We start from the raw sequence: 25,749 nt of genomic DNA on the forward strand, positions 1-25,749 counted from the left end.
GAGGACTTTTAAGCAGATGGCAGCCCTGGTTCGCATGGAGCTAAAGGGGCAGACGCAGGGTTCAAAATGCGGAGGCGCCTGTTGAAAAGTAACTCTTAAATGTGCAAATGCTGTTCTGAGCCGCACCAGAAGCGGGTTTGACCCGATCCGTATGGATTGTTACTATCAAGTTGCGGGGTGGAGCAGTCCGGTAGCTCGTTGGGCTCATAACCCAAAGGTCGCAGGTTCAAATCCTGCCCCCGCAACCATTTAGGAATTTTGAGGGCGCAATTGGGGCGCATCTGCTCCGAAAGCCAATAGTTCCTCCACCAGCTTCGCATTAGCTGGACGAGTTAATTTGAGCATGGCATTCTGCCCGTACTTCATGGTCATATCAATCGAACTGTGCCGCATCAGCCGTTGCTGAACCTCGGGTTCTGCACCGGAGTCTCCCAGTCGCGCCCGGTAGGTATGCCGGAAGTTGTGCCATCCCAGGTTGGGGATGCCTGCTTTCCGCCCAGCCGGAGCCAGATGATCGTTTCGCAGGGAACTGGCGTGGTATGGCCTGCCCGTATCGAGGTTTCCGAAAAGCCAGCCGTTTACGCCGTCCTCCCGTGCTTGCCATGCTCTCAACTCCTGCACCAGCATCTCGTGCAAAGGCAGGACGTCGGCGGAAGCCATTGTTTTGGTTTCCCCTTCGTGACGGCCGACGATTGACCTTGAAATCGTCAGGGTCCGCTCTTCGAAATTTGCGTCCGTCCACCGCATTCCGAGTATTTCGCTGATTCGCAGGCCAGTATTCATGGCCAGTACAGCCATGAGCCGGACATGAGGAGCGAGGTTCGCAAGGATCTGGTAGTACTGCTGGGGTGTCAGCAGATAAATGGGGCGCACCCTCCGGGTTGTTCCCCGCAATTCAATCAAGCTCATTGGATTACGCTGGCAGTCGAGATAACGCCAACGCATGGCATATTCAAAGAGCCGATGAAGAACGGAACGAGTATGCAGTTTGCTCTTTGGAGAAAGATCACGAGGCTTTTCGCCCTTTCGCCGCGGCTTCGACTGCAGCCCTTTGATCCACTGCTCCACCATCATTGGATCTTTTGCCATGTCTGAAATGCGAACATTCTCCCATCGAGGAAGAAGGCGTGCATTCAGCATGGCGCGCAATGGCGCAGCCGTGGACTCCCGTTCTGGAATTGCTTCCTGCAAGTAACGCGCTACCAGTTGACCGAATGTGGCCACTTCGATCGAGTTATTGATCTCGGCGGTGAGCTTTGAAGCCGCTCGCTGCGCCTCTGCTCTGGAACGAAGCTGTTGGGTCGTGCCCAGAGTTGTTGACCGGTTAGTATCTCCATCCCGCCATCGAAGAACCCATACATCAGATCCTTTGCTGCGGGCCTTCCGTACAATCCAGCCGCGCTGGAAAGTCTGCCGCTGTTTGGTGCTCATTTGCCGCTTTCTCCTTTTGCAAGCGGCGCGGATGATGGAATTAAAGATACCTCGCATTGCATCCTGTTCGCCAGTTCCGAAAGCAGGAATCTCCAGCGTTTGCGCGTCCCGTTTGTGATGGAGTGAGCCGGAATCTTGCCTTCGCGCGCGAGTCGTTTCACTGTGATTGGGGAGCACCGCAAAAATGCGGCAGCCTCAGTCGGAGTAACAAAATGCTCTGGCGGAGCAGCAACGTGTGGTCGGGAAGATTGGACGGGAAGAAGGAGACTCACGGGATTACACCTCCTGCAGTTCGCCTTACGACTGTACTGTCAGGTTGGCCTGCGGCGGAACGGCGAGTCCAATACTTCTTATTTATCGGGTGATAGATCAAAGTTATCGGGTGCGTTGCGGGCGACTCGTCATTCGCATAGTTTCCCGCTCGAAGTAAATTTGGCCAAACGTCGCGATTCCACTTGCACGCCAGCGAGAAGCTTGTCACCATCTGGGCAGGAAAAGAGTGTCGAAAAAGTACCTGTCGCAACGACCTTGAGTTCTCTTGCTGGATTGAAGGGTATGAACGATTGGGCTGAATTCCGGCACTTCCGCTACCTGCTTGCCATTCTGGAAAAGCAGGGTTTCCGCGCGGCCGCAGAAGAGCTTCATACCTCTCAGCCCAACCTCACCGTGCAGGCCAGACAGTTTCAGGAGAACGCACAGATCCGGCTCTTCCGGCGTTCACGCGCGGGGCGTATTCACCCCACAGAAACTGGTCTCGCTTTCATCAGGCTCGCACGGTTGCTGTTGGAGCTTCGGGACGAAGTGATGGAAGTGCTGAGTTCGATCGAGCGTGGGGAGATTGTCTCGGTCTGCTTCGGATCTACGCCTTTGGTCGATCCCGATCTCTTTAGAGCCTTGTGTCTGATGCACAGATCGCTGTTGCCGTCCGCAACCGTCCGCCCGACGCACGGCGATGTGACGCAGGTGATGGATGAGGTTCTGAATGGTGCCATCGATCTTGCTCTGGTCACCCTGCCGGTGAAACATAGTGAACTTCACGTGGAATTGATTCGCCGGGACCGGTTGGTGGCATGTCTCCGCAGAGATAGTCCGTTGGCAGCCAAGAGGGCATTACTGCCCGAGGATCTTCGCGACAATCTAGGCATTCTCTATGATCCCCAGCGCCATCCCGCCGCCCATGTTCGGCTGCTTGAGCTGCTGCACGAAGCCGGCGTGCAAGTGGATCGTTATTCGCGCGCGTCACATCCCTCTGAGGTGCAGACACTGGTCAAGGAAGGCGCTGGAATCGCGCTTGTGCGGGAAGGAGTGAGACTCGATGAACAACTCATCACGCGGCCGCTTGCGGGCGTGAACTGGACGGTGGACACGGCTCTTGTCTACCGCAAGGCGAAGCGTGTCCCCACCGTTTCGCTCATCGTCGGGAAATTCAAGCAGAAGTTCAGCAAAGGAGTAGAGGAAATCCTGCCGGTCGTTGCCCGGTTTCCGGCCCATTCCGCGCACGAAGGACTGCCCCCGTCCAGTGATGAGGCGGAGGGTCTCCCGGTCCAACTCAGGCTTATTGGCTAGGTCTGAGGCTGATCGCTCGGAGTTATCGGGTGATAGATACAAGGTATTGGACGAGAGGACAAAGAGGAACCATGATCACGGCATATCGCGACTGATTTCGGTCGACGGAGGTGCTGATGATTCGCAAGCTTCAATCCCACAAAGCCCGCAAAACTGAGGCGCGCCGGCAGGTACTCCGCTATCTGCGTGCGTCGGTTCCAACCCTCGTTGCAATCTCTCTTTCCAGTGCTGCCCACGCCCAGGGAACGATGGACTTCTCTGGTGCAGACACGCTGATGCAGACATTCAAAACGTTTGCTGTCTACGCTGGCGCGATCATCTGCTTTGGCGGCCTGATCTTCGCCGGAATTCGCATGATGACCGGACGCTTTCAGGATGCCATTCCCGGTCTGTTCGGTGCGCTGTTCGGCGCTGGGGTTCTCGGCTGGGGAGCTGGCTGGATTGGCTCGCTCACTGGGCAACAGATGTGACGGTGAGCAGCCATGACCCGACGAGGAGAACAGTTACCGATCAATCAGGCGCTTAATAGGCCACGGGCCAAGCTCGGATTGGACCTCAGCGCATGGATGGCGATCGTATTCGTCTGCGTAACGGTTTTCCTCGTTGGATTTCGTCTGGTGGCGATGATCGCCTTCCCCACGCTTGCAGCGGGGGCCTGGCTCATCGTTCGCAAACACCCGAAGATGTTCGAACTCTGGGGTCTGAGCCTCAGCCAGAAGTCCTACTATGACCCGCGCAAAGACTGAACAAGCAAAATTCGTGCCATGGTTCGCGAAGGCCGGAGCCGCGTGCAGCATCGTTCCGATTGCACGCTTCGTCAATGAGCACATCTTTGCGCTCAAAGGCGGCGGGTACGGATGCCTGTTCTCTTTAGCCGGTATCGATGAAGAGGGGCTGACTGACCCGGAACTCGAAGCGCGGATGCGTTCGCTGGAGGGAGCGCTCCATGGCCTGCCAGAGGGTTCATGCCTCTATCAGTACACCCGCTTGATGTCCGGCTTCGAGCTGCCGCGCCGACCGCATTACCAAAATCCTGTGACGCAAGTATTCGCGGATGACCGACTGACGTTTCTTGAGAGAACCGCGGGATTCCGACGCATCGACCTGCACTGGTGCCTGACCATCGAGCCGCCAAGGATCAAGGCATTCCAGCAGAAGCCGAAAGAGCTCGCCGCCGACACTTCGCGGATGCTCGCCGAACTTGAGAAGACGGCCACGATTCTGGAAGGTCATCTTGGCAGTTCGTTGGGACTGCGGCTGCTCGGCAAGGATGCCGCATTCCAATTCTTCAGTTACGTTTTCAACCTGGAGGAATGGGCGGAGGATGACCAACTCCGGGCCAATACCGGTGTAGACCGCCAGATTGTGAAAAACCCGATTACCTGGCATAGCGACCATCTGCGGGTGGGCAAGCGCTACGTTCAGATGTTTTCCCTGAAGGCGACGCCGGAGGCATCCAGGCCATGCCTCTTTTCCAGCCTACTGACGCTCGACTGCGACAGCATCGTCTGCTCAACATGGCGGCCAAAGTCCACCGCAGCGGCTCGAAGCGAGATCGACGCCCAGGAGAAGTTCATTTCCTTCTTCAAGGTTGGCGTGCTGACGCGCGTCATGAGCGGGCGTGATACGGCATCGCTCGAAACCGGAGCCGGGGCAAAGGCCGCCAATAGCAGTGTCGATGATCTGAGCGAAGTCATCCGCTCGCTCGATAAAAAGTCCCAGGGCGAATACTCGCTCCGCCTCTTGCTGGCTGCAAACAGCCCGGAGCACTTGCGCGATACCATCCCCGCCGTACATCGAGCATTCGTCGATGCACGGACACAGATGATCGAGGAATCGCTCGGCAATCTCTCCGCGTTCTATGCCATGTTCCCCGGCAATGGAAAGTTCAACGTCTTCCCACTGTGGCTGTCGGAAGATCATCATGCCCGGCTTTCCTCGATATTTGCTCCGCATCTCGGCCATCCGCACTCCGAGGATCTCGATGCCGAGTATCTGAATGTCTTCGAGACACGCACGCGAACGCCGTTCTTTCAGGACGTGTACGTCGATGGCGTGCGGGTGATGCTCATCCTTGGGCCGACCGGCACGGGCAAATCCGTCCATGGGAATCAGCTCATTGCCTTGGAACAGAAATACGGTGGCTTCAGCTACATCTTCGACATCGGTGGCAGCTATGAGAGTGTCGTCGAATTGTACGGCGGACGGGTTGACCGCATTGGCAAGGATGGCCCCCGTGTCAATCCCTTCGCGCTGGAGCCGACCGAGAGCAACCTCAAGTTCCTGTACACCTTCATTCGCCTGCTGCTGGCCAACGGCGGAGCCGAACTGGAACCCGAAGACGACGACGTGATTCACAAGGCGGTGCAGGATATGTACCTGCTCGACCGGGAGAACCGCCGCCTCTCGAACCTCTACCTGCCGAAGAAGCTCGATCGTTACCTCTCGAAATGGGTCCGGGATGGCGTCTACCACGCGATCTTCGACAACGTGGAGGACGGGTTGTCTCTCTCGCGCGTGCAGTGCTTCGACTTCGCGGGTGTCAACAACGAGCAGTATGCCGACTTGATCGAACCGCTAATGGTCTGGCTTCTGCGTCGCATCAACGATGTGCTCCACGATCCGGCGAATCTCGGAGTCCCCAAGCACATTCTCATCGAGGAACTCTTCCCTTCGATGAAGAATCGCCAGTTGCTCGAAGGCGCGCTCTCCTCCATCAAGACGGTGCGCAAGAATCTCGGCGGTGTGACACTGATCGGCCAGTCCGCAGAAGACCTCGGCGAGAACGCGGACAGCATCGTGAATTCCTGCTCGTCTTTTCTGTTATTGAAAGACCCAACCTTCAATCGCAAGCGTTACGCCGAACTCTTCCGGATGAATGAGCAACAACTGGCGCTCTTCGAGAGCCTGCAGGACCGCGAAGCTCTGTACATCCGCCGCGACGGGCTCACAAAGGTTGTCATCTTGAATCTCGACAGCCGCAGCTATGCCACCTTCTCCACCAAGCCCAAGGACCGGGTACGCCGGTCGAAGTTGATCGCCAAATACGGACTCGCCGAGGGTATCGACCGCTTTGCCCAAGGTGAAATCGCCTAACAAAGAAAGGACCGCTCGTGAAACCGCTCATCCCAATTGCCGTAGCTCTTGGCCTTTTGCATCCAGCATTTGCAGCACTGCACGCACAGCCCGCTACCAAGCAACCCGTTCCCAACGCGCCACGCACGGTTGTGGTATCCGCAACTCTCTCACCTCCTGTGGTCCGCACCGCATTGCTGCAAGCGACGCTGATCGTGCTTCCCTCCGAGGAGAAGGTAGCGAACGTCTTTGCGGGAGACACAGTGGATTGGGTGTTTGACGGAGGCCATGTTGCGAGCCGATTTATCAGCATTAAGCCGAAGGCCGCCGGCAGCACCACGGATGTCCACATCATCTCCGACCACGGCAATGAGTACACGCTGGAACTTCAGGAGGTTTCAGGCCAAGCTGATCCGCACTTCGATTCCAAAGTGTTCCTCGTACCCGGTGACAAATCAGCAAAAGAGAAGTTGACCGAGCTGCCGGTCTTTGTGCCTGCGTCGGAGCTGAACCAGGCCAAGCAGGAGGTTGCAGCGGCAAAAGCAGCGGAGGCGAGAACGCTCAAGGCAGAACAAACGAAAGAGGAAGAGTACCGGAGCCGCTATCCCGGCACGCTCCGCTTTGACTACACCTGGAACAAGTCGAAAGGCGACGCGCTTGGGCTTCACGAGATCTGGCACGACCACAAATTCACCTACTTACGCGGCCAGTTTCAGGAGACGCCTGCCCTCTACGAAGTGAAAGATGGCAAGCCGTCTCTGATCAACTTCGACTTCTCGAATGGCCTGTACATCGTGCCCAAGGAACTCGACCGCGGCTACCTCACCATCGGCAAGCGGAAGGTGGAGTTCCATCGCACGGACGGAGGCAACTAGCCATGCCGGAACTCAATCAGAACACGCCCGCGACGGTTCCCGAACAGCCCGAAGCCAAACCGCCTGTCCGGAAGACCATGCCCGTGGTTATCGCGCTGGTTGTCATTATGGCGCTCATCGGGATTGCCAATCTCTCCAGCCTGCTCAGGGGAAGCAAACGGTCAACATCTGCAACCGCCATGCCGATACGACCGGCAGCTCCGAATGCGCAAGAAGTAAACAGCTTCGAGACGCAACAGCATTTGCAGGCCGAACGCGACGCCCAGGAGCGACAGCACCAGCAGGAGATCACGGCAGCCATGCAGCAACTTGAAGCTGCGGAAGGTATTCCCGGCCCCGAAGGAACGACCACTCCCCCCATGACCGCCGCGCAACGGGCCGCGATCTATGGCCAAAGTCCCAATGCTCCGGTCATCACGTCGAGTGTTTCCGAAGAGCGTGCGGAGGCGAAGCAGCGCGAACTGGCCAAAGAAAAGCAACACAGGGATGCTCTGGCCAGTGACACGGTCGCCATCGACTTTGAGTCTTCTGGTTCCACCCCAGCCAGTTCGCACGCGACTCGGTCACCGGAGGCGCAACCGGACATGCCCGCGACAACGCCAACCGTCGCTCCGAGAGCAAAGTCTCCAAATGCCTCCAATGCGATGACTCCATATCCTTTCGACCACTACCAAGGCAAGCTTTATCGAATCTTTGAGGGCACGATCCTTGAGGGCGTCGTGACCAACCATATCGACGGCGGTTTCAGTGGACCCGTCCTGGTCATGCTCACCACGGACTACTATTCGCACGACCATCAGCATCTTCTGATGCCACAAGGGACGCGACTGATTGGAACAGTACAGAGCATCGGCAATGCTCAGCAGCGCAAGATGTTTGTTACGTTCCACCGTGCTATTTGCCCAGACGGCTTTTCCATCGACTTCGATAAATACATCGGTCTAGACCAGATCGGCACCACCGGGCTCGCTACAAAGATCCACCACGGATACTTTCAGGCGTTTGCCGCCGCAGCCATGATCGGCGGCCTTGGAGGGCTGGCCCAAATTGGCAACAACGGCAGCATCCTTGATCCCTCGACCGAGATCCGCAACGGCATCTCCCAGCAGTCAGCCGCTGAAGGCGAACAGGTGCTGAACCACTTTCTTGACCGCCTGCCAGTCATCACCCTCAAGGAAGGCTCGCGCGCCCGCGTCTACGTGGGCCGCGACATCCTCGTACCGTCCTACTCAGAACACCGAATGGACCCCAACCTTTAACACGGAAGGACCTTTGCTATGAAAAACCGAAAGAAATGGATCATTGGCGCGGCGGCACTGCTGCTCACAGCCACCCCGAGCTTTGCACTCTTCGGTCTCGGCGACATCGTCTTTGACCCGACGAGCTACGGGAACCTTGTCTCGCAGCTCACCACGATGGAAACGCAGTACAGGATGCTCAAGAACAACATCGAGCACTTCTCCTTTAAGCAGCAGTGGGAGACCGCCTTCAGCGCCATGAAGCAGGCCAATGTCCGCGACCTGTTCGGCGAGACGAACGGTATGACGACTGCCTTGAACACAAACTCGCCGGCAGCCTCGTCCACGGCGTGGACGGCGGCCACCGTTCCCGTCAACGGCACGACGACCACCTATCTTGCTGGCGAGACACCGGGGAGTGCGCAGCTCTCCGAACTTGCCATGATCGAAGCATCCGATTCCGTCTCGCCCGACTGCCTGACCGCCATCGGCCAGTACCGGGCCGCGCGAGCCCAGAACACGGCGGCCAACAACAGTCTTGCCTCAGAGCAGCTTGACGGCAGCACAGCGACCAACAGCGAAGTGGAACAGCTCAATCTGCTGAACGCCGCTCAGGCCCAGAAGATGTCCGAGATGCAGTCCCAGGGGGTCCTGCAAGCCTGCCTCGCATCGGAGATGGCCGTTGGCAACATGCAGCAGCGCAACGCCGCGGCGCTTGACCTCAACACCGCCGCCTACGTCGCCCAGCAGCGCGCGGCGGACGATACCAGCGCCGCAAATGAAAGCAACACCTGGGACAGCTACCTTCCCTAGACAGGAGTCGTGATGCTCAAAGCGCTCAATACGAAGATACTGCTCACCATTCTCGAAGTGCTCCTGGCAATCGCCGGTGCGGTAGCATACCACCGCCATGAGGCCGCGAAGGCGGCACAGCTACGCGAGCAGCAGCAATATCAGCAATTGCGGCAGCAGGTGGAGAGGGACAAGAAGAAGCACAACTCCAGTGCGGCTAACGAGGGCAAAACCTGGCAGAAGTATCTGCCTTGAGGTGAGGTTGCGAGATGGTTCCGACGACACTGCTGGCACAGGCGCTACCGACCACGAGTTCCGGCGTGGACTGGCTGTACCAGTTCACTAACAATCTGACCAACCTCACCACGCAGAATGGCGGTGCGCTCACACAGTTCGGTTTGACCGAGTTGAGCGCCATCGCCCTTTTCACGCTCATCAGCATGGTCATCAACTGGAACACTTCGGGCATGACCCTGCGTTTTCATACGCATCCAGTCCGGGCCGGCGATCTGACGAACTTTATGCTCCGGCTGATACTTTGCTCTCTTCTGCTGAATTACTGGGTCAACCCGCTTCCGGGCGCAAGCTTTGGCATCAATCACTTCTTCAGCTACATCGCGCAGGCGATGGTGGCCGTCTTCGATCAGAATTCGCTCAATCATCTGCTCGTGTTGCTGAAAACGGCAGGCGACAACACCCCCATGCCCTCGATTATGGCGCCTGTTGAGATCCTCTGCTATTTCGTGGTGCAGGGATTGCTTGGCATAGCTTCTGCCATTCTGTTCGTCATCAATTGCAGCGCCTTTATCCTCTACGGCGTGACGGCGCTCTTCGGGCCGGTATTCATTCCACTGCTCATGACTCGAACCTTCCGCGCCAAGTTCTTTCACTTCCTGGACGTGCTGGTCAGCTTCGCGATGATTCGCGCCGTGGCCGCCGCTTTCATCTTCGTGTGGGCCGGATTCATGAACACATTTCTTCAGCAGACCTTCAGCGGAAATTATTCCATTGCGATGTGGCTTGCGAACCTCATTCCCTGCATCATGGTGTTCATCGCCTTCATCGTGAACATGCTGTTCATTCCCAGCATGACGCAGGCGATTTTCGGCGGGGCTGCTGGGTTGACATCTGCTGCAGCAGGAGCAGCGGGCAGCGCAGCCGGATTGTTCTTAATGAAGTCGGGAGCGTAACCATGTGGAACATCTTACTTGCGTTCTTCTTTGGCAGTGCGGTTTCTAGTAGCCGCACAGGTCGCCGCCTTCTGAGGCCATTTCTGATTCTCTTAGGGCTTGGCGTCATAGCCGCAGGTTTGGTCTACACCTACGTGGTGTATAGGGCCGTCACCGAAAGGAGTCAGACTCTCCATGTCCACGCACACAGCACTCGTTGAACAATCCCTGACTCCAGCGCAAGCGCTTCTGACCGACCAGGTCGGCAACGAGGTCTACGCCTCGCATTACGCGGAACGGAAAGCCTATCGCCTCATCCTCGGCTGCGGAACAGTGCTGCTGTGCAGTTCCATGTGGCTCAACTTCTCGCTTGCCACCCGCCCGGTCGTCGATCGCTACATCCGCATCAATGCGATGGGACGTGCCCAGGCCATCCAGTATAGTGACCTCGACTTCACGCCGCGCGATGGGGAGGTGCGGACGTATCTCACCGACTGGGCCAACTACCGCTATACGATCCACCCTGACACCATCGCGACGAAGTATCCCCTGAACTATTACTTTCTGTCGCAATCGTTGGCCTCGCGGCTCATGTCCGAAGACAACCGGAACCACCTTGTCTCGAAGGTCATGTCCGGGCAGATTGAGCAGAGCGATGTCGTGGTTCGGGATGTGACTATTACGTCCATGTCCGTCGAGAAGGTGCAGGGCGAGAAGATGGCGCGTGGGACTGCGCTGGTGGCCCTCGACCGAATCTATTCTCCAGCCCACTCCCAACATCCTCGCACCGAGCACTGGATGGTCAGCGTGACCTACTATCTGAACCCGGCCCAGGTCAGCCGGCAGGCTCAGGTATTCCCGCAGTTCGAGACCATCAATCCGCTGGGCCTTACGATCACGCAGTTCCACCAGAACGAAGTATCCGTTGATCCATTGGTGCCGGGCGCAAACGCCGCGCCGGCAGGAGGGACCACGCGATGAGATTTCGGATCCTAATCCAGGCGCGTATGGCGTCCCCGACACGGACCTGCCGGTCGCGGTTGAAGGCCCGCTCTTACGCGACAGGATGTGTCTTGTGCGCGCCGTTCAAGGCGGCACTATTCGGAGAGCACGAGTTCCACATCTTTATCCGGGAAGACAGCGCGAATTTCGATGTGCCCGCCAAGGGCGCTGACGTAGTTGCGCAGTGTGCCAAGTTTGACTTCGGAGCGTTTTTCGAGCCGGGAAACTTCGCTCTGCTCGATCTTCATGGCGAGCGCAAGTCTTCCCTGAGTCATCTTTCGGTCCTTACGCAGTTCATCGAGCGTCATGCGTTTGAGAATGGCGTTGGCACGCTTTCTGGCGCGGGCACGGCTGGCTTTGGTCATCAGCTCGTCCGCGATGCTGTCATAGGAGAGGGTTTTGTTCGCCATAATGTCCTTTCTCACCTGCCGGATACAGAGGCAGGTCTGCGTTTACTTCTTCAGTTGCCGCAAATGTTCGCGGTAAAGTTCATCGGCCTGGCGGATGAGCTTCTCGTAAAACCCGCGCCGCCCATGTTTGTCGCCACCGATCAGCAGGATGGCGGCACGTTTGGGATCAAAGGCAAAGAATGCGCGAAGCGCAAGATGTTTGTCGTGCGCGGTGCGCAGTTCCTTCATATTCGGAAAGGCCGATCTCTTGACGGTATCGACATAAGGCCGGCCGAGCATCGGACCTCTTTCCTTGAGAAGGTTTACGGCTGTATCGAACGATTCCCGTTCTTCCCGAGAGAGGGTCTGCATCCATTCCCGAAACTCAGGCGTGGCGCGAATCTCGTAAGCCATACAAGCAGTATGCGCTGTACATCATATTACATCAAGCTCATAATCTGTGTTGCGATAGGGCGAAACAATGGGGGGATGGTTCAATGAGTTACGAGCTGATTCTCCCGTTCTTTCCCGAGGAATTGCGCGCGCTGCTGCTTGATCCTTCGATCTCGGATCTCATGATCAACGGCACCAGCGGCGTCTATGCCGACCGTGGCGGCAGAATCGAGGAGATTGCTCTGACGGCGCCCTACACAAACGACCGCCTGCAAGCTGCCATTGAGCGGGTCGCCAGGGTTCTCGGGCAGGACCTCACCAGCCAGAATCCCATCCTCAATACCCGCCTGCCGGACGGCTCCCGCGTGGCGGTCGTTGGGCCACCGTCGTCCATTCATGGGACGACGCTGACCATCCGCAAATTCAACCGCTGGTATTCCTCCGACGAACTAGTGGCATCGGAAACGATGACGCAGGAGGTTCGAGATGCGGTCGTCGGGCTCATCCACGAGCGCAAGAACGGCATTATCAGTGGTGGTACAGGTTCGGGCAAGACGACCCTGATGAAGGCCCTGCTCGATCATGTTCCAGTCGAGGAACGGCTGATCGTCATCGAGCAGCCTGCAGAGTTGAAGATTGCTCACCCGAATGCCGTGCGCTGGGAGGCCGTCGATGCCATCCCTGGCCAGGTGGCCGTCACGACCAGCCAGCTCGTAGCTGCTGCTCTGCGCCACCGACCTGACCGCATCATCATGGGCGAGATACGCGACGAGTGCGGCTACGACCTGTTGCAGGCCATGAACACAGGCCACGGGGGGACGCTCTCGACCCTGCATGCCGACTCCGCGCTCGACGCTCTGGACCGGCTGGCCGACATGGCGCTGAGTGCCCGCATCAATCTCAATCAGGCGTTTGTGCGTTCGCAGACCGGCAAGGCTGTCGATTTCGTGCTGCATTGCGAACGCGATGCCGGGGGCCGCCGCCGGGTACGAGAGCTGATTACCGTTTCCGGCTACAGCCATCAGGACGGCTGCTTCCAGACGGAGGAGGTCTATCGTGCTTCCTGTACCTGACGAGCACACCCTGAGCTTCATCTTCTAACCCGAACCCGAGGTCACTTCGATGTCCGATCTTGCTGCCTTCACGGCTGCACAACCCAACTCGTCTCTGAATGCGCCCGGCGTGGCAATCCCCGCTCGCGGCAGACAGCGGTGTGGGTGCTCGACAAAGCCGCTTCCAGAGGCCGTTGCCGCACCATCGAAGGCGGCGGTCAGGGCGAATGGACATCGCCGGAATCTTGGCAGTGACTTTGGCGCATGTGCGTGCCTTCCGCCTCGTATCCCGTCCTCTGCTCGGGATCACGCTTCGGGCCTTTCCTGCGCCCCATCACCCCATCGCGCCAAGACCGCGCGAACGGGGACCCCGATTCTGCGGCAGGCTCGCTCTTCTGCTTCCGCTGCGCGGCCCTCCGGGTTACGGTTTCCGTCTTCGACGGACCCTCCGTAAATGCAGAGCTTCGGCCTTGGGAGCAGGGGCCACTCGCTCGCTTGCGCGAAGGGTGACCCGAGCAGGATACGGGAACTTCAACGAAACGGAGATCACACCATGTACCAGAACAAAGTCACCCTCATCGGATTCCTTGGCAGCGATGCCGAAGTTCGCACCAACAACGACCGCAGCCTCACCACTCTCTCAGTGGCAACCAAGTCCTCCTACAAGAAAAACGGCAAGTACATCGAGCACACCGAATGGCACCGCTGCGTTGTCTTCGGCAAGCTCGGAGAGTTCGCCGCCACGCTCAAGAAGGGCGCGCATATCCAGGTCGAGGGCGAGTTGCGCAGCCGCAAGTATGACAGCAAGAAGACCAACTCGGAGCAGACCATCTGGGAGATCCGGGTGAACTCGATTCTGAAGCTCGACCGTGCCGCCAAAGCGGCTGCGGAAGACGAAGACTCGACCGAGGAAGAGGCCGCATAGGCCCCTTCCCTTCACCACAGCGGAAGCCGGGTGAAAAGCCCGGCTCTCCTGCTGCTATGGACCGCATGACCGCTGGGAGCTAAACCATGAACCGCATCGCCCAAAGATTCCTCGCCCGTTGCTTTCAACCAGAAGAGACCATCGCGCTCCTCCTTCGCCGGGAAAATCCCCGCTCCGTAGCACAGCGCGTCGTGCGCCTGGAGACGGCTCTGGAACCTCGTTACCGGGCATGGCTCGCCTATGAGAACAGCACCGGAGCCAACGTCTACGTTGCTGCCAATCCGCTCCGCTCTGGCAGCAGAAAGCGCACGAAAGAGAACATCGCTTCCGTCCGCCATCTCTATTTAGACATCGATACCGATGGCGATGCCCGACTCGCTGCGCTCCGGGCATCGGACTTAGTACCGCCGCCGACCTCGATTCTGTCCACGTCGCCGGGCAAGTACCAGGTTCTCTGGCGCGTCGAAGGTTTCGACTTCGAGCGGCAGGAACAGATGCTCAAGCTACTCGCCATCGCCTTCGGCGGCGACCCTGCCTGCACAGACTGCAACCGGGTGCTCCGCATCCCTGGCTTCCTCAACCAGAAGTACAATCCCGCCCATCGCGTCACCGTCGAATATCCCGACGATTCTGTCTGGACTCCCGGTGACTTCCGGCTGGAGATTGCGGCCACAGATACCACGGCTTATGCCCTCATGAACCATGGACGAAAGCCGCCGCGCAAACACAGCAATTCGGAAAGCGACTGGGCATGGGTTTCGAGCCAGCTTCGCCAGGGCAAGGACGCCGCGAAGCTGACACGAGAATTGGCTTCCCGGCGTTCAGACAAGCCCAACCCGCTTTATTACGCCCAGCGCACCGTCGATGTCGCTTCCGCTCATCTTTGGCTGCTTGAAGGCATCCGCATCGACGACGTAATCACCATGCTCGAATGCCGGCGCCGCTTCGATCTTCCCATCGCACTTTGCTCCGCTCGTGCGCGCGAAATTGCTGCCACAGCAGAACGCATGATTGCCCGCAGAAAGATCGCCTGATTTCCACCCTGAAAAGAGTCTCCAATGCCTCTACTTGAAGTTGTCCAAACCCGTCACATCAATGCCTATATTCGACTGCTCGACACGACTGCTACACAGGTCGATCAGTATGCCGCCTTCATCAAGGCATCGGCAGACGATGTGGTCGAGCAAGCGCTCGCCTATGTCTTCTCGAAAGACAGGGACTTTCAGGAGTTCCTGAAGTCTGATGAAGCACAGCGAATCACTCCGACATTGCGCGTCCGTCGAGCACAAGGAACAGACCCCGTTGAGCGGCCTCGGAAGAAGCCGGCGAACGGTGCTGCCAACGGCAGCACTTCGGCAGCTTCCGTGGCGGGATCAAGGGCATGATCCGCCCTCCAGAGTGGTGGCAGTGCCACAACGGTGCTTCGCACCGGATGTACGTTGACACTCCACCCCTTACAGGTTCGTGTAGGTATACCAACGTAAACCTCAACAAACTACAGGAAATCCGCTAAAGCCGGTATACCCAGGTATACCGGCTCGGAGCTAACAAAATGGCGCTCCTCACTTCACTAGACGACACCAAGAAGACGACGAGCAAAACCGTCTTCCGCAACACGACGCGCTGCCTCAAGTTGACAGAGGAGGAAGCGCGATTGCTTGATGACGTCGCCACGGCAAAGGGCCTCGCGCGTAGTGAATGGATGCGCGATGTGATTCTTCGTGAGCTGCGTTCGGAGCCTGCCTCCGATCCTTCTCTGGCGGAGATTCTTGGTGTGCGTCTGCTCCTGGTCAACGTCCTGCGACCGCTGGCCGCAGGACAGAGCATGTCGATTGAAGCCTTCGACAAGCTGCTTGACCAGATCAGCAACCTGAAACACGAGTTGGCCGGAAAACTCCTGGCCGAAGGAAGGAGATAAGGCAATGGCAAAGATGACATGGGGGCGTAAAGAGACCATTATCTGGCCGCAGAACCGGCCCATCTATACCTACGCAGCGATCTTCTTGGCGCTGACTCTTACGGCAGTGTTTGTGTTCGGATGGGTTCGCTTTTTCACCAGACCGTTGCAGTGGTTCTACGCTCCCGTTTATGTCCGCACGTCTATCCTCGGCACCTTCAGTCGGACACACAGAAGCGAGTACCGGATGCTGTTTCTTACCGGCCACGGATCGAAGCCAGGGCCGGTAATGAATGGGGATGTTGTGCATGGACGGACGCCGGAACCCGGTGGCCGTGTTCTCCCTCTCGCGCTCTCTGTCACGGCACTTCAACGCGGGAACGACCTCCTCTTTCGCGGCCCGGTACGGAGCTATGTGGATGCCCGGCTTCATGAGTACCTGAAGGCGGCTGTCTATGAGGGACGCGACGTGTCCGCCATCCTTAAACCGCCCATGCTTTGCGGTGCGGGACTGTTTCTCATATTGCTTCCGTTCGCCGTCACGCTGGACGTGAAGCGGCAAAAAGCGTTGAAGTACGGACGCCGCCTGAAAGGCCCGGAACGACTCACGCCGCAAGCGTTCAATCGCGCAGTCAAAGGGGATGGCATCGGATTCAAAACCGACGACATGAAGGAGATGATTCGGATTCCCGCGAAGGCCGAAGCACAGCACATGCAGATCATCGGTGACACAGGCGCAGGCAAGTCCGCGATGCTTTTTCAGGTGCTCCGGCAGGTACGGGGCCGGGAGGATTCGGCCATTGTGTACGACCCTGCCCGCGAATTCGTTAAGCGGTTCTATGACCCGTCGCGTGGCGATGTCATCCTGAATCCCTTCGATAAGCGTTGCCCGTATTGGGGACTAGCCGAGGAGCTGCGTAGTCGCTCCGAAGCGAAGGCCCTGGCCGCCTCTCTCTTTCAGCCGCCGCAGGACCGGAAGGGTGAGTTTTTCATCGAGTCGCCGCAGAAGATCTTTGCTTTCCTGATGGCCTATGGGCCGACGCCGGACGAGCTGGTGCAGTGGATGTCCAATCCCGATGAGATCGACCGCAGACTCAAAGGAACGGAGCACGCGCATCTGATTGATCCGCGAGCGCACCAGCAGCGGGCCGGTGTTCTCGGCTCCCTCGCATTGGTTGCGGACAGCTTGCGTCTCTTGCCGAAAAAGGGTGAAGGCAACGGCAGATGGACGGCTACCGAATGGGCCGAGAAACGCCAGGGATGGATCTTCATTACCTCTCTTCCCGCCGAACGCGAGGCGTTGCGTCCGCTGCAAAGTCTCTGGATTGACTGGCTGGTTTTGCGGCTCCTGAATGAGCCGACCAAAGAGCAAAAGCGGGTGTGGTTTGTTATCGACGAGCTGGCGAGTTTGCAGAAGTTGCCACAGCTTCATACGGCCATCACCGAGAGCCGTAAGAGCCGGAATCCGGTGGTGCTTGGCTTTCAGGGAAAGGCCCAACTGGAATACCTGTACGGCCATCTGGCCGAGGTGATGCTATCGCAGCCAGCGACGAGTGTTTGGCTCACGACAAAGGAGCCGAATGCCGGGGAGTGGGTGAGCAAGTTCATCGGCAAGGTAGAGATTGAACGCCTGCGCGAGACGCACTTCGACGGCACTAGATCAGGCCACAACTTCACCATTGAGAGGCAGGTGGAGCCGCTGGTATTGGAGTCGGAAATCTCAGGCCTGCCCGACCTGCACGCCTTCATGAAGTACCAGAACTATGTAACGTACTTCTCGTTTCCTTACTTCGATATGCCCGAAGTTGCCAAGCCCTTCGAGCTGCGCGAGCGCACCGACGACAAGCTGCCATACGACCCCACAGCTTTGCGCGAAGGCCGACCGCAGGCGGAATTGAAACAGGAGCCGGAGGCCCCGGTTCCTGCACCTGAGCCGAATGAGCCTGTTGCTTCGGAGGCGATCCAGCCGGAGCTTTCTGCCGCCCCTGCCGATCAAGAAGAACAGAACGTGATTACGCACGGTTGAGGTAAAACGCCATGCTCAATATCTCGAAACCGCTCTCCGCAAGCCAGGCACAGACTTACCATGCGAAGGAGTTCACCGCTGCTGAGCAGAACTATTGGAAGCAGGGCGACACCATACAAGGAGAATGGCACGGCAAGCTGGCAGATGAGTTTGGGTTGTCGGGAACCGTAGGCGCAGCGGAGTTTGCCCGTCTCTCCGAAGGCCAGCACCCGGAAACCGGCAAGCAGCTAGTCTCGCATCGCGTTGTCCACGAGTACAAGAATTCCGAGGGAAAGACAGTCTCCCCGGTCGAACACCGCGCCGGTTGGGACGCTACCTTTTCCGCGCCCAAGTCCATCTCTCTGACCGCCCTTGTCGGCGGTGATGACCGGGTACGCGAGGCGCACCGCGAGGCCGTAAACGTTGCGTTGAATGAATTGGAGAAGTACACGCAGGCCCGCATCGGCGGCAACAATCCCGCCGAAACAACCGGAAAGTTTGCAGCGGCAAAGTTCGAGCATGACACTGCCCGCCCCGTAGACGGCTACGCCGCGCCGCAGCTCCATACGCACGTTGTCGTCTTCAATATGACCGAGCGCGACAACGGCGCGATGCGGGCCTTGCAGCCGCACTCGTTATTTGAAAGCCAGCAGTTTGCTACCGCCGTCTATCAATCTCATCTGACCTATAAGTTGCGCGATCTTGGCTATGAAATCGAGGCGGGCAAGAGCGGAGCACCTGACGTAAAGGGGTTCACAGCGGCCTACCTTGAGGCATCCAGCCCACGCCGCCAGCAGATCGAAGAGGCGCTAGGCCGCAGCGGTTTCACCGGGCCAGAGGCCGCGCAGATCGCGGCACACAACACCCGCGATAAGAAGGTTATCCTGTCTCCCGCTGAAATCCTGGCCGCACACAAACAGATTGCCGATGAGTTCGGCAACCAGGCCGAAAGGGTTGTCGCCGCGGCGCGGCAGCGGCGGATGGAACAAACACAAGAGCGCCTTCCAAACGAAAGGCAACAGCAGGTACGGGAGGCTGTCACCTTCGCCCGCGATAAAGGCTTCGAGCGTGAGGCCGTCGTAGATGAACGCGCCCTCTATGTGGATGCGTTGCGCCGGGGTATGGGAGAGATGACGTACCCGGAGGTACGCGCCAGCTTTGAGGCCCGCATCGCCTCCGGCGAGTTCAAACAAATTACCGATGACGGCTCGAAAGCCGGGCGCAGGTTCACCACGGCGACGACTATCAAAGCTGAAAGTGAAATCGTGCAGAAGGTACGGGACGGACAGAGCCGCGCACCGCAGATCATGGGGATTGAAAACGCGGTCCCGCTCGTAGACTCGCGTCCTCATTTCAACGCCGCACAGAAACGGGTTGTCGAAGAAGTCCTTACATCCTATGACCGCGTACAGGGATTGCAGGGGCGGGCAGGCAGTGGCAAAACTTCAGTCTTGGCAACGATACGTGAAGGTGCCGAGAGGAACGGCTACGCCGTAGAAGGGTTTGCACCGACATCGCGTGCTGCGAAGCAATTGCGCGATGCCGGAATTCAGGCGGATACGTTGCAACGCTTCCTCGCGGGCGGCGGCCTGCAGGTCGCCGGCGGTCCCGCGAGAAAGCATCTCTATATGGTCGATGAATCGTCTTTGGCATCGACCCAACAGATGCGGGACTTCCTGAATAAGATTGCTCCACAAGACAAGGTGCTGTTGATTGGCGACACACGCCAGCATCAGGGAGTGGACGCCGGAAAGCCCTTTGAGCAGATGCAGGAAGCAGGCATGAGGATGGCGCAGCTTGACCAGATCATGCGCCAAAAAGATCCCGACCTACTGAAAGCCGTCGAGCATTTGTCCAACAATGAAACGGCTCTCGGCGTCGAAATGCTTCAGCATCAGGGACGGATTACACAGATTGAAGACCCGCAACAGCGTATTACGGCCATCGCTAAAGACTATGCCGCCCATCCTGAAAGCACGCTCATCGTCTCGCCCGATAATGCTTCGCGCCGGGCCATCAATCAGGCTGTTCGGCAGGAGTTGCAGGCACTTGGCGTCGTAGATAAAACCGATCATTCCATGCGCGTTCTTGCACCGCGCAACGATATGACCGGGGCTGACCGGGAATGGGCCGCTCGCTATCAGCCGGGAGATGTTCTTCATTACGTGCGCGGCAGCAAAGAACATGGCATCGAGGCCAGAAGCTACGCCCAGGTCGTGACGACGAATGCGCCCGAAAACCTCGTAACCGTGCGAAAAGTGGACGGTCAGCAAGTCACCTATGACCCGTCACGCTTGCGGGGCGTCGCTGCCTACCGCGAGATCGAGCGCGAGTTTGCGATTGGCGACCGGGTGCAACTGACGGCCCCAAACCGCGATCTTCAAGTGGCAAACCGGGATCTCGGTACGCTGGAAAATTTTGACGATGCGGGGCGCATCACGCTGCTAATGGATAGTGGGAAAAACGTGTCGTTCGACCCGCGAGAAATGCGTCATTTCGATCACGGCTACGCCGTAACATCGCACAGTTCACAGGGACTCACGTCAGCGCGAGTCTTAGTAAATATTGATACCCAGGTTCACCCAGAATTAATCAATGGGCGGTTCGCATATGTATCCGTCTCGCGTGCTTCGCAGGATGTTCAAATCTTTACCAACGACGCCGCGAACCTAGCGGAAAATCTCAGCCACGATGCGTCGAAGACCTCGGCACTGCCCCTTGTGAAAACAGCAACGGTCATCCCCGATTTAGTGCGGGAACAGAATCCCGTGACCAAGACAGGCCCCTCGGCAGGACTAAGCTTGGCACTCTGAATACAAGCACCAGCGCACAGCCGATCGCCATCTAGTGAATACCCCACCGACGCGGCTATCGCGGAGCGACTTGGGTAAGGGACGCTTGAGCAAATACTGAGGATAGAGAGGTTGCATGCTTTGGATATTAGAATGCTGTGCAGTAGGCTACGCGTCTACCGCGACTCTTACCAAGTCCTCGATTGATCGGATCTTCTTGCCAGCTAATCGAGAAATTCCTCTGTGAAGGTGCAGCCGGAATTGCGTGCTAATCAGCGATGGCGACACGGTCCCAAAATCTTTGATAACACGGGCCAACAAGACTGCCTTGTATGCATCTTCTTCATGACCAGCGAAAGTCTTCCAATGCATTTCAAGAGAGCTCAGTGCGCTTTCGCCCTCTATAGGAGGCTTCGAGGGTTCTTGAAGGGAAACACATAGGGCCCACCGGCACAGCACGTTCCAGTGTTCGATCCCGGTATTTCTCTTGAGCGTAATCAGTTGCTGTTTTGCACGCTCAGATACTCGTATCGTATCGATGGGAAACGGGTCACCCGGCTTGAAAGTATCCGTTTTTGATTTCTGTGCCATAAGCCTTCTCGTTGAAATTCAGCAAATAACTTGCTGCTATGTTGTGGTTGAGCATCCTGAGCATCTGTTCGTCGACTTCTTTGTCGGTCGAGAAAACAATCGTTTGGTGGGAAGCGCTTGGCAAGTAGTGCTGCGCGATTCGTTGACGATGTATGCCATCGAGACGCCCCAATGGGCTGTCAATAAGAGTCGGAATCTGACGACCGGAGGATTTCGCCAATCCATCGAGTATCGCAAACGCAAGAATCTGCCGTTCTCCTGCAGACAATTCACCTGGATCTATATGCTTTCCAGAGTTTCCTGTGAGACTCATATGGAAAGTGTGCGGATCGATCTTCAAACCAGAAAGAAGTTCAGGCTTGCGTGCGATTAGGCGGAAGCTGGCTAAGATTTTCGAGCTGATGTCTCCGGAATGCCTCTCAACCATTTTGACCAGATATTCCTGCAGGGACCTATCTACCAACTCAATATGGCGTACCACTCGTTCCGCTTCTGCATTCGAAATACCCTGTTTCAGTCGTGTGCCAAGTGCGGAGTCCAAGTTCTTACGTGCATCCTCAATTTGTCGATTCCAACGTTCGATCTGGTCATCTAGATTCGCCATAGCCGCCTGTACGCGCGCGAGCTCCGCGTTTGCATCTTTCAGCTCCCACGTAAGCTCGGCAATCTGCTCTTCAGAGGGGACGGCTTCGATAGCTTGATCAACCTCCGCCAGTTCATTCTTTTGCTTTTCAGATTCCTTTAAGAGGGCACTTACATCTTTGTTCAGTCGCTTGCGTTGAGCAGCGGAATACCTCTCCAAACGCTCGCTTCGAATTCCGAAGCTCGTTGGAGGCGTGTTAGATGGAATAGTAGGCACTGTATGAGCGAGTTCAGCTGCAATTTCCTTGCCGATCGAAGCAGGCAACTGAAGTTCTCGCAGGATTCGAACATACTCTTTGTCACGCGCTCGGATGGCCTCGATGGTGATCGAAAGCCGCTGTGCCTCATCGCTGCGCCTCACAGCATCGATACCTTGATCGACCAATGCAGAACACGCCAATAGAGGAAGTTCACGACCAGCGATCTGCCGCAACTGATCTGAGGTGTGTCGTGACGCTGCATGTAGCTCGGTCTGTCGACGTACCCAGCGTTCCCGCCGTTCAAAGAGCTCACCCCCACCTTCACGGAAGGTTCGCTCTGCGTTCAAGACCCGCATATTAGCTCGATCAAGAACGTTCGTGAGCGACGCGCGCTCCTGTGCGAGTGTCGAGCGCTTTTCGAGACTTTCAGCTACTTTACCTTCAAGCACTCGAATTTCGTCGGAGTTCTCTTCGCCCTCTATGGAATTCAGACGCCTCCGCTTGACTACTCGGAGATTGGCCCGGAGTTCCTCGATCCGATCAAGATCTAATAGTGTGAAGATGCCTTTCCTGATGATAGAAGCAGCTTGGTCTGGGGCAGTCAGTGCCTCAATCTTTTCGCCGTCCAAGAAGAAAAGATCGGCAACACGAGCCGGCAGGATGCTTGCGATGAACGTGTCCCAAGTCTGCGTTAGATCGTCACTTGCCTCAGACCCCTTCCACACCGTGAGTTGCTCTCGCACTTCATTGTTCTGACTCCGCCACCACCGGCGTTCCACACGTATGTGACAATCGTCTGCAAGATCATCGAGGATCAGCGTAAGGGTAATGCTTGCGCTCTCATGCAATGCAGCCTGATTGTTGATGAGATGCCTGAGATACTGTTGGTAGTTCTTGGCACTACGTCCAGGCAATGAGTCTCGTCCATATAGAGCCAATTGAAACGCGTTTAAGAGGGTAGTCTTCCCGCTGCCGTTCAATGCACCAATCAGAACAATATTGCGGGGAGAACTCACCGCCAATTTTATGGCGTGTCTTCCCCGAAACGGCCCCAAATTCTCTAAGTCAATTTCAAGAAACGTCATTTTGCTCCGGCAGTGTGATGTTGACGAACAGCGAAGGCATGTCTTGGCCGCCGAGTCCGGAGTCTTCAGATGCACTCATTCCTCTTCGACTCAGTGCAACACTCAATGCTTCGTCCGCATCAGCGAAAGCGCTTCGTTCCAGGACTCGGTCCAGTTCGTCAAGTAGCTTCGCACGGCTGTGCGTGCTCTTTGACACAGCTTGGGTAGTGATCAGTTCACGAAGAAGCTCGTAGTGCAAACGCGACTCGACTGTTTGACCATCCGATATCTCGCGAAGCGTCTCAATTTCCGACGTGCGGAGCAGCGGCACCACAGACACGCTGTTTGCCGAGAATGGTCGCTTCAACGTGTCTTCATAGACTGCGGGAAGGAGATCCTCAACTTCATGCTTATCTTCAATCCAGATTCGTCGTATCTCTCGCAATTCTTCAATGGTAATCAGTTCGAGGGAGTCGATCCCTTTGGGTAAGTGCTTGTTCACTGTCAACTGCGTTTCTAATAGGGCCCGAAGCATATTCACGCGATAGCTCTGGGTGTAAGGCCCGTGTACTAAACGATCGTTGTGCACCATGAGGGAACCATTTAAGCGCTTAAACTCTCTCACGTTGCGATCGTTTAGATTTCCAAGATATTGATTACGAAACTGCAAAAGCGGAAGCATCCACGCTTTATCGGAGTCGTTGGCGATCATTGATCGCATCGACTTGTCTTCTGTCACCATTGTGCACACGTAGCAACCAAATCTGCTGTCGCCGCAGCTCGGAGTACTCGTATCCACGACCAACGGGCATTCTCCATCTTCAGTTGCCCCTTGATACATCCCCAGCAGATCCTTATTGTCGATACCCCAAGGATTTTTTACTTGCATCAGATATTGCCAGACATCGTCGTTCGACCAATCGACGATCGGCGAGAATACCCAACTTCGGTCTAATTGTCCATGCCGCTGTAATCCAGCCCGCGCATTCTTCGAGTAATGATCAATCGAAGCCGAGCGCACCTGGCTTTCCGCCTTTCGTGTCCCCAACGCCAAGATGACCTCACCCGCATCGTCGACGACGTTGCGGATAAAATTATTCGACGGGTTTATCTTTAGTCGCTCAGTACACCAACGAAATTTTGGGCGAGGAGCAGGATATCCGCGCCCGATCATGTTTACCCAAAAACGGTCCTTTAGCTCCGGCAACAAGCGATTGGGGCGAAACGGCAAATCTTGGTCACTCGCGCTCCGTTGCATAGTTAATAAAGACGCATTGACCCAACCGGCAATGATCGGGTTTTCGACGAGCGTATCGGTGCTGATTACATGAATGACCTTTGTACGTTTTTCCGCTGGCAGTGCAGCAATGGCTGTCCAAATTAGTTGAAGCGTCGCAGTTGAATCTTTCCCTCCACTGTATCCAACAACCCATGGAATCTCATCTGACAGGTATAGAGCCTGCACGTTCTCTGCTAGGAGTTCCAATGTCTTCCGAAAGCCCTGCGCCTTGAATGCAGATTGTCGGCCCACTTGAGGTGATTTCATTTGTTGGCTCCCTTCATGTCCTTAACCGTACGTGTCAGCTCCAGTCCTAACTTTTTCTGTATGTGATTAGCCATGAGCAGTTGGCTCGAATTGGTCTTCGCGATTGCCCCTGCCAACATCGCCCGGCCCTCCCAGTCTTTGGTATTCGACCGCGACCAATCTATGTCACGCAATTTTCGGAGCTTTCCCTTCCAGTTCTTCGGGAACTGCTGAACCAAGTCCCGTCCCACAATGCCCAGGGCATGTAGAGCGATAGAATGCGCATGAATGAAATCCCTACGCAGTTCACCTGAAGTTTGGCGGCCTTGTTGAATCAACTGCCATTCCTTCATATGGGAGCCAACAGTGTCCCAAAAATCGATAAGGAACTGCAGCACTTCAGTTCGGTTTTCAAACGGCCTATTCTCCGTAAGGACTTTGTTCGCTCCGTAAATGGCACTAAGCGTAAAAAGTTTTCGTGAACGCTCCGCAAGCGTGGAACGCTCAAACTCGACCATATCTCGAAAGATCTTCGTACGAGGAATCGCTTCTTTCGTTATCAGAGCCAAGTCGTCCCGCTGTTCATAGAGAAGACCTAATGAACGCGAAGGGCGTGCCGCATGCATGTTTAGATCTGCGAACATCTGCTGGCTTCGAGCCAATCCACGGTCATGAAAAAACACGACGGCAATGCTCTCGTCTCCGAGACTAGGATCTGCTTTCAGCGCATTTTCAATCGCGGCTCGGCGATGCTGCCCATCGTTGATGATGAACTTCGCATTCATCTCGACACGCAAAAGGCCCAGTCTTGTCATAGACACGTCTTGGCTCATCGGCTCGAACTGAATGCCGCCGTCTACAGATGCCGTAATGGCAGAAAACGTGTACGAGTCTCTGTTCTTGACGATGTAGTCGGATATTTCCGGTATCCGTGCGCGGTTGAGGGTTCTCTGGGCGCGAAGCTCAGGACGCAGCTCTGCCTCATCGAAGATAAATAGCTTTGGAATCAATCGTAAGGGGCACATTGAGATGTAGTACTCCCGGTTCGATTGAATCCCGCGAATCGCGGGGAACCGGTACTCGAATGCCACATCCATGGTGTAAACCGCTCCTGTTTGTATGTAGA

25 protein-coding genes and 1 tRNA gene are annotated in these 25,749 nt (G+C 56.7%); 18 read left to right on the plus strand and 8 right to left on the minus strand.

Annotation, left to right across the window (positions count from 1 at the left end; genetic code table 11):
• Window positions 1-171 precede the first annotated feature (171 nt).
• Window positions 172-248, plus strand: a tRNA-Met gene (locus ACP_RS15020).
• Window position 249: 1 nt separating this feature from the next.
• On the opposite strand, the gene ACP_RS15025 is transcribed toward ACP_RS15020, so the two are convergent.
• Together ACP_RS15025 and ACP_RS18855 are read right to left on the minus strand one after the other, a co-directional pair.
• Window positions 250-1,431 carry a tyrosine-type recombinase/integrase gene (locus ACP_RS15025; protein ID WP_015898207.1) on the minus strand — a complete coding sequence of 394 codons (1,182 nt, stop codon included), beginning with the start codon at window positions 1,429-1,431 and terminating at the stop codon, window positions 250-252.
• Window positions 1,428-1,703 (minus strand): helix-turn-helix domain-containing protein, encoded by a 276-nt coding sequence (locus tag ACP_RS18855; protein WP_083770633.1) that lies wholly within the window; start codon window positions 1,701-1,703, stop codon window positions 1,428-1,430. Before ACP_RS18855 ends, ACP_RS15025 begins: the two co-directional genes overlap by 4 nt.
• 283 nt (window positions 1,704-1,986) lie before the next feature.
• Between ACP_RS18855 and ACP_RS15030 the strand changes: the two genes are divergently transcribed.
• From ACP_RS15030 to ACP_RS15075, 10 genes are all read left to right on the plus strand, one after another.
• A complete protein-coding gene (locus ACP_RS15030; RefSeq protein ID WP_015898208.1) occupies window positions 1,987-2,997 on the plus strand; it encodes a LysR family transcriptional regulator in 1,011 nt (336 codons plus the stop codon).
• Between the two features lie 116 nt (window positions 2,998-3,113).
• Window positions 3,114-3,467 carry a TrbC/VirB2 family protein gene (locus ACP_RS15035; protein WP_015898209.1) on the plus strand — a complete coding sequence of 118 codons (354 nt, stop codon included), beginning with the start codon at window positions 3,114-3,116 and terminating at the stop codon, window positions 3,465-3,467.
• A gap of 12 nt (window positions 3,468-3,479) precedes the next feature.
• Window positions 3,480-3,743, plus strand: a complete 264-nt coding sequence (locus ACP_RS15040) for a VirB3 family type IV secretion system protein (protein WP_015898210.1) — start codon at window positions 3,480-3,482, stop codon at window positions 3,741-3,743.
• Window positions 3,724-6,093 carry a VirB4 family type IV secretion system protein gene (locus ACP_RS15045; protein WP_015898211.1) on the plus strand — a complete coding sequence of 790 codons (2,370 nt, stop codon included), beginning with the start codon at window positions 3,724-3,726 and terminating at the stop codon, window positions 6,091-6,093. The genes ACP_RS15040 and ACP_RS15045 overlap by 20 nt, the downstream gene beginning before the upstream one ends.
• A gap of 17 nt (window positions 6,094-6,110) precedes the next feature.
• Window positions 6,111-6,947, plus strand: a complete 837-nt coding sequence (locus tag ACP_RS15050) for a TrbG/VirB9 family P-type conjugative transfer protein (RefSeq protein WP_041839632.1) — start codon at window positions 6,111-6,113, stop codon at window positions 6,945-6,947.
• Between the two features lie 2 nt (window positions 6,948-6,949).
• On the plus strand, window positions 6,950-8,206 hold the full coding sequence (locus tag ACP_RS15055; RefSeq protein ID WP_015898213.1) for a TrbI/VirB10 family protein: 1,257 nt from the start codon (window positions 6,950-6,952) through the stop codon (window positions 8,204-8,206).
• Between the two features lie 18 nt (window positions 8,207-8,224).
• Complete coding sequence (locus ACP_RS15060; RefSeq protein WP_015898214.1) at window positions 8,225-8,998, plus strand: hypothetical protein; 774 nt, start codon at window positions 8,225-8,227, stop codon at window positions 8,996-8,998.
• A gap of 12 nt (window positions 8,999-9,010) precedes the next feature.
• Window positions 9,011-9,232, plus strand: coding sequence for a hypothetical protein (locus ACP_RS15065; protein ID WP_015898215.1), 222 nt, complete (start codon window positions 9,011-9,013; stop codon window positions 9,230-9,232).
• A gap of 14 nt (window positions 9,233-9,246) precedes the next feature.
• On the plus strand, window positions 9,247-10,167 hold the full coding sequence (locus ACP_RS15070; protein ID WP_015898216.1) for a hypothetical protein: 921 nt from the start codon (window positions 9,247-9,249) through the stop codon (window positions 10,165-10,167).
• Between the two features lie 174 nt (window positions 10,168-10,341).
• The gene (locus ACP_RS15075; protein ID WP_015898217.1) at window positions 10,342-11,127 is read left to right on the plus strand and encodes a VirB8/TrbF family protein; all 786 of its coding nucleotides are present in this window, start codon (window positions 10,342-10,344) and stop codon (window positions 11,125-11,127) included.
• Between the two features lie 116 nt (window positions 11,128-11,243).
• Here ACP_RS15075 and ACP_RS15080 read toward each other — a convergent pair whose 3' ends face one another.
• Window positions 11,244-11,558: a helix-turn-helix domain-containing protein gene (locus tag ACP_RS15080; RefSeq protein ID WP_015898218.1), complete on the minus strand. Its 315-nt coding sequence runs from the start codon at window positions 11,556-11,558 to the stop codon at window positions 11,244-11,246.
• 42 nt (window positions 11,559-11,600) lie between these two features.
• On the minus strand, window positions 11,601-11,951 hold the full coding sequence (locus tag ACP_RS15085; protein WP_015898219.1) for a type II toxin-antitoxin system RelE/ParE family toxin: 351 nt from the start codon (window positions 11,949-11,951) through the stop codon (window positions 11,601-11,603).
• 83 nt (window positions 11,952-12,034) lie between these two features.
• On the opposite strand from ACP_RS15085, the gene ACP_RS15090 reads away from it, so the two are divergent.
• The 7 genes from ACP_RS15090 (at window position 12,035) to mobF (ending at window position 20,622) form a co-directional block, all read left to right on the plus strand.
• Window positions 12,035-13,003, plus strand: a complete 969-nt coding sequence (locus ACP_RS15090; RefSeq protein ID WP_015898220.1) for a TadA family conjugal transfer-associated ATPase — start codon at window positions 12,035-12,037, stop codon at window positions 13,001-13,003.
• Between the two features lie 532 nt (window positions 13,004-13,535).
• Entirely contained in the window at window positions 13,536-13,907 is a 372-nt protein-coding gene (locus tag ACP_RS15095; protein ID WP_041839633.1) for a single-stranded DNA-binding protein, read from the plus strand.
• A gap of 86 nt (window positions 13,908-13,993) precedes the next feature.
• Window positions 13,994-14,941, plus strand: coding sequence for a RepB family DNA primase (locus ACP_RS15100; protein WP_015898221.1), 948 nt, complete (start codon window positions 13,994-13,996; stop codon window positions 14,939-14,941).
• 24 nt (window positions 14,942-14,965) lie between these two features.
• Window positions 14,966-15,292 carry a hypothetical protein gene (locus ACP_RS15105; RefSeq protein ID WP_015898222.1) on the plus strand — a complete coding sequence of 109 codons (327 nt, stop codon included), beginning with the start codon at window positions 14,966-14,968 and terminating at the stop codon, window positions 15,290-15,292.
• Between the two features lie 167 nt (window positions 15,293-15,459).
• Entirely contained in the window at window positions 15,460-15,825 is a 366-nt protein-coding gene (locus ACP_RS18435; RefSeq protein ID WP_015898223.1) for a hypothetical protein, read from the plus strand.
• A 4-nt stretch (window positions 15,826-15,829) separates the two neighbouring features.
• Window positions 15,830-17,830 carry a type IV secretion system DNA-binding domain-containing protein gene (locus tag ACP_RS15115; RefSeq protein WP_015898224.1) on the plus strand — a complete coding sequence of 667 codons (2,001 nt, stop codon included), beginning with the start codon at window positions 15,830-15,832 and terminating at the stop codon, window positions 17,828-17,830.
• A gap of 11 nt (window positions 17,831-17,841) precedes the next feature.
• A complete protein-coding gene (gene mobF, locus ACP_RS15120) occupies window positions 17,842-20,622 on the plus strand; it encodes a MobF family relaxase (protein ID WP_015898225.1) in 2,781 nt (926 codons plus the stop codon).
• Window positions 20,623-20,769: 147 nt separating this feature from the next.
• Here mobF and dndE read toward each other — a convergent pair whose 3' ends face one another.
• From dndE to dndB, 4 genes are read right to left on the minus strand one after another with little or no spacing between them, the layout of a single operon-like run.
• A complete protein-coding gene (gene dndE, locus ACP_RS18860) occupies window positions 20,770-21,192 on the minus strand; it encodes a DNA sulfur modification protein DndE (RefSeq protein WP_015898226.1) in 423 nt (140 codons plus the stop codon).
• Window positions 21,152-23,119 (minus strand): DNA sulfur modification protein DndD, encoded by a 1,968-nt coding sequence (gene dndD / locus ACP_RS15125; protein ID WP_015898227.1) that lies wholly within the window; start codon window positions 23,117-23,119, stop codon window positions 21,152-21,154. The genes dndE and dndD overlap by 41 nt, the downstream gene beginning before the upstream one ends.
• On the minus strand, window positions 23,106-24,644 hold the full coding sequence (gene dndC, locus ACP_RS15130; RefSeq protein WP_015898228.1) for a DNA phosphorothioation system sulfurtransferase DndC: 1,539 nt from the start codon (window positions 24,642-24,644) through the stop codon (window positions 23,106-23,108). The genes dndD and dndC overlap by 14 nt, the downstream gene beginning before the upstream one ends.
• A complete protein-coding gene (dndB, locus tag ACP_RS15135) occupies window positions 24,641-25,720 on the minus strand; it encodes a DNA sulfur modification protein DndB (RefSeq protein ID WP_015898229.1) in 1,080 nt (359 codons plus the stop codon). The genes dndC and dndB overlap by 4 nt, the downstream gene beginning before the upstream one ends.
• Between the last annotated feature and the right edge of the window lie 29 nt (window positions 25,721-25,749).

This window comes from Acidobacterium capsulatum ATCC 51196, from assembly GCF_000022565.1.
Classification (GTDB): domain Bacteria; phylum Acidobacteriota; class Terriglobia; order Terriglobales; family Acidobacteriaceae; genus Acidobacterium; species Acidobacterium capsulatum.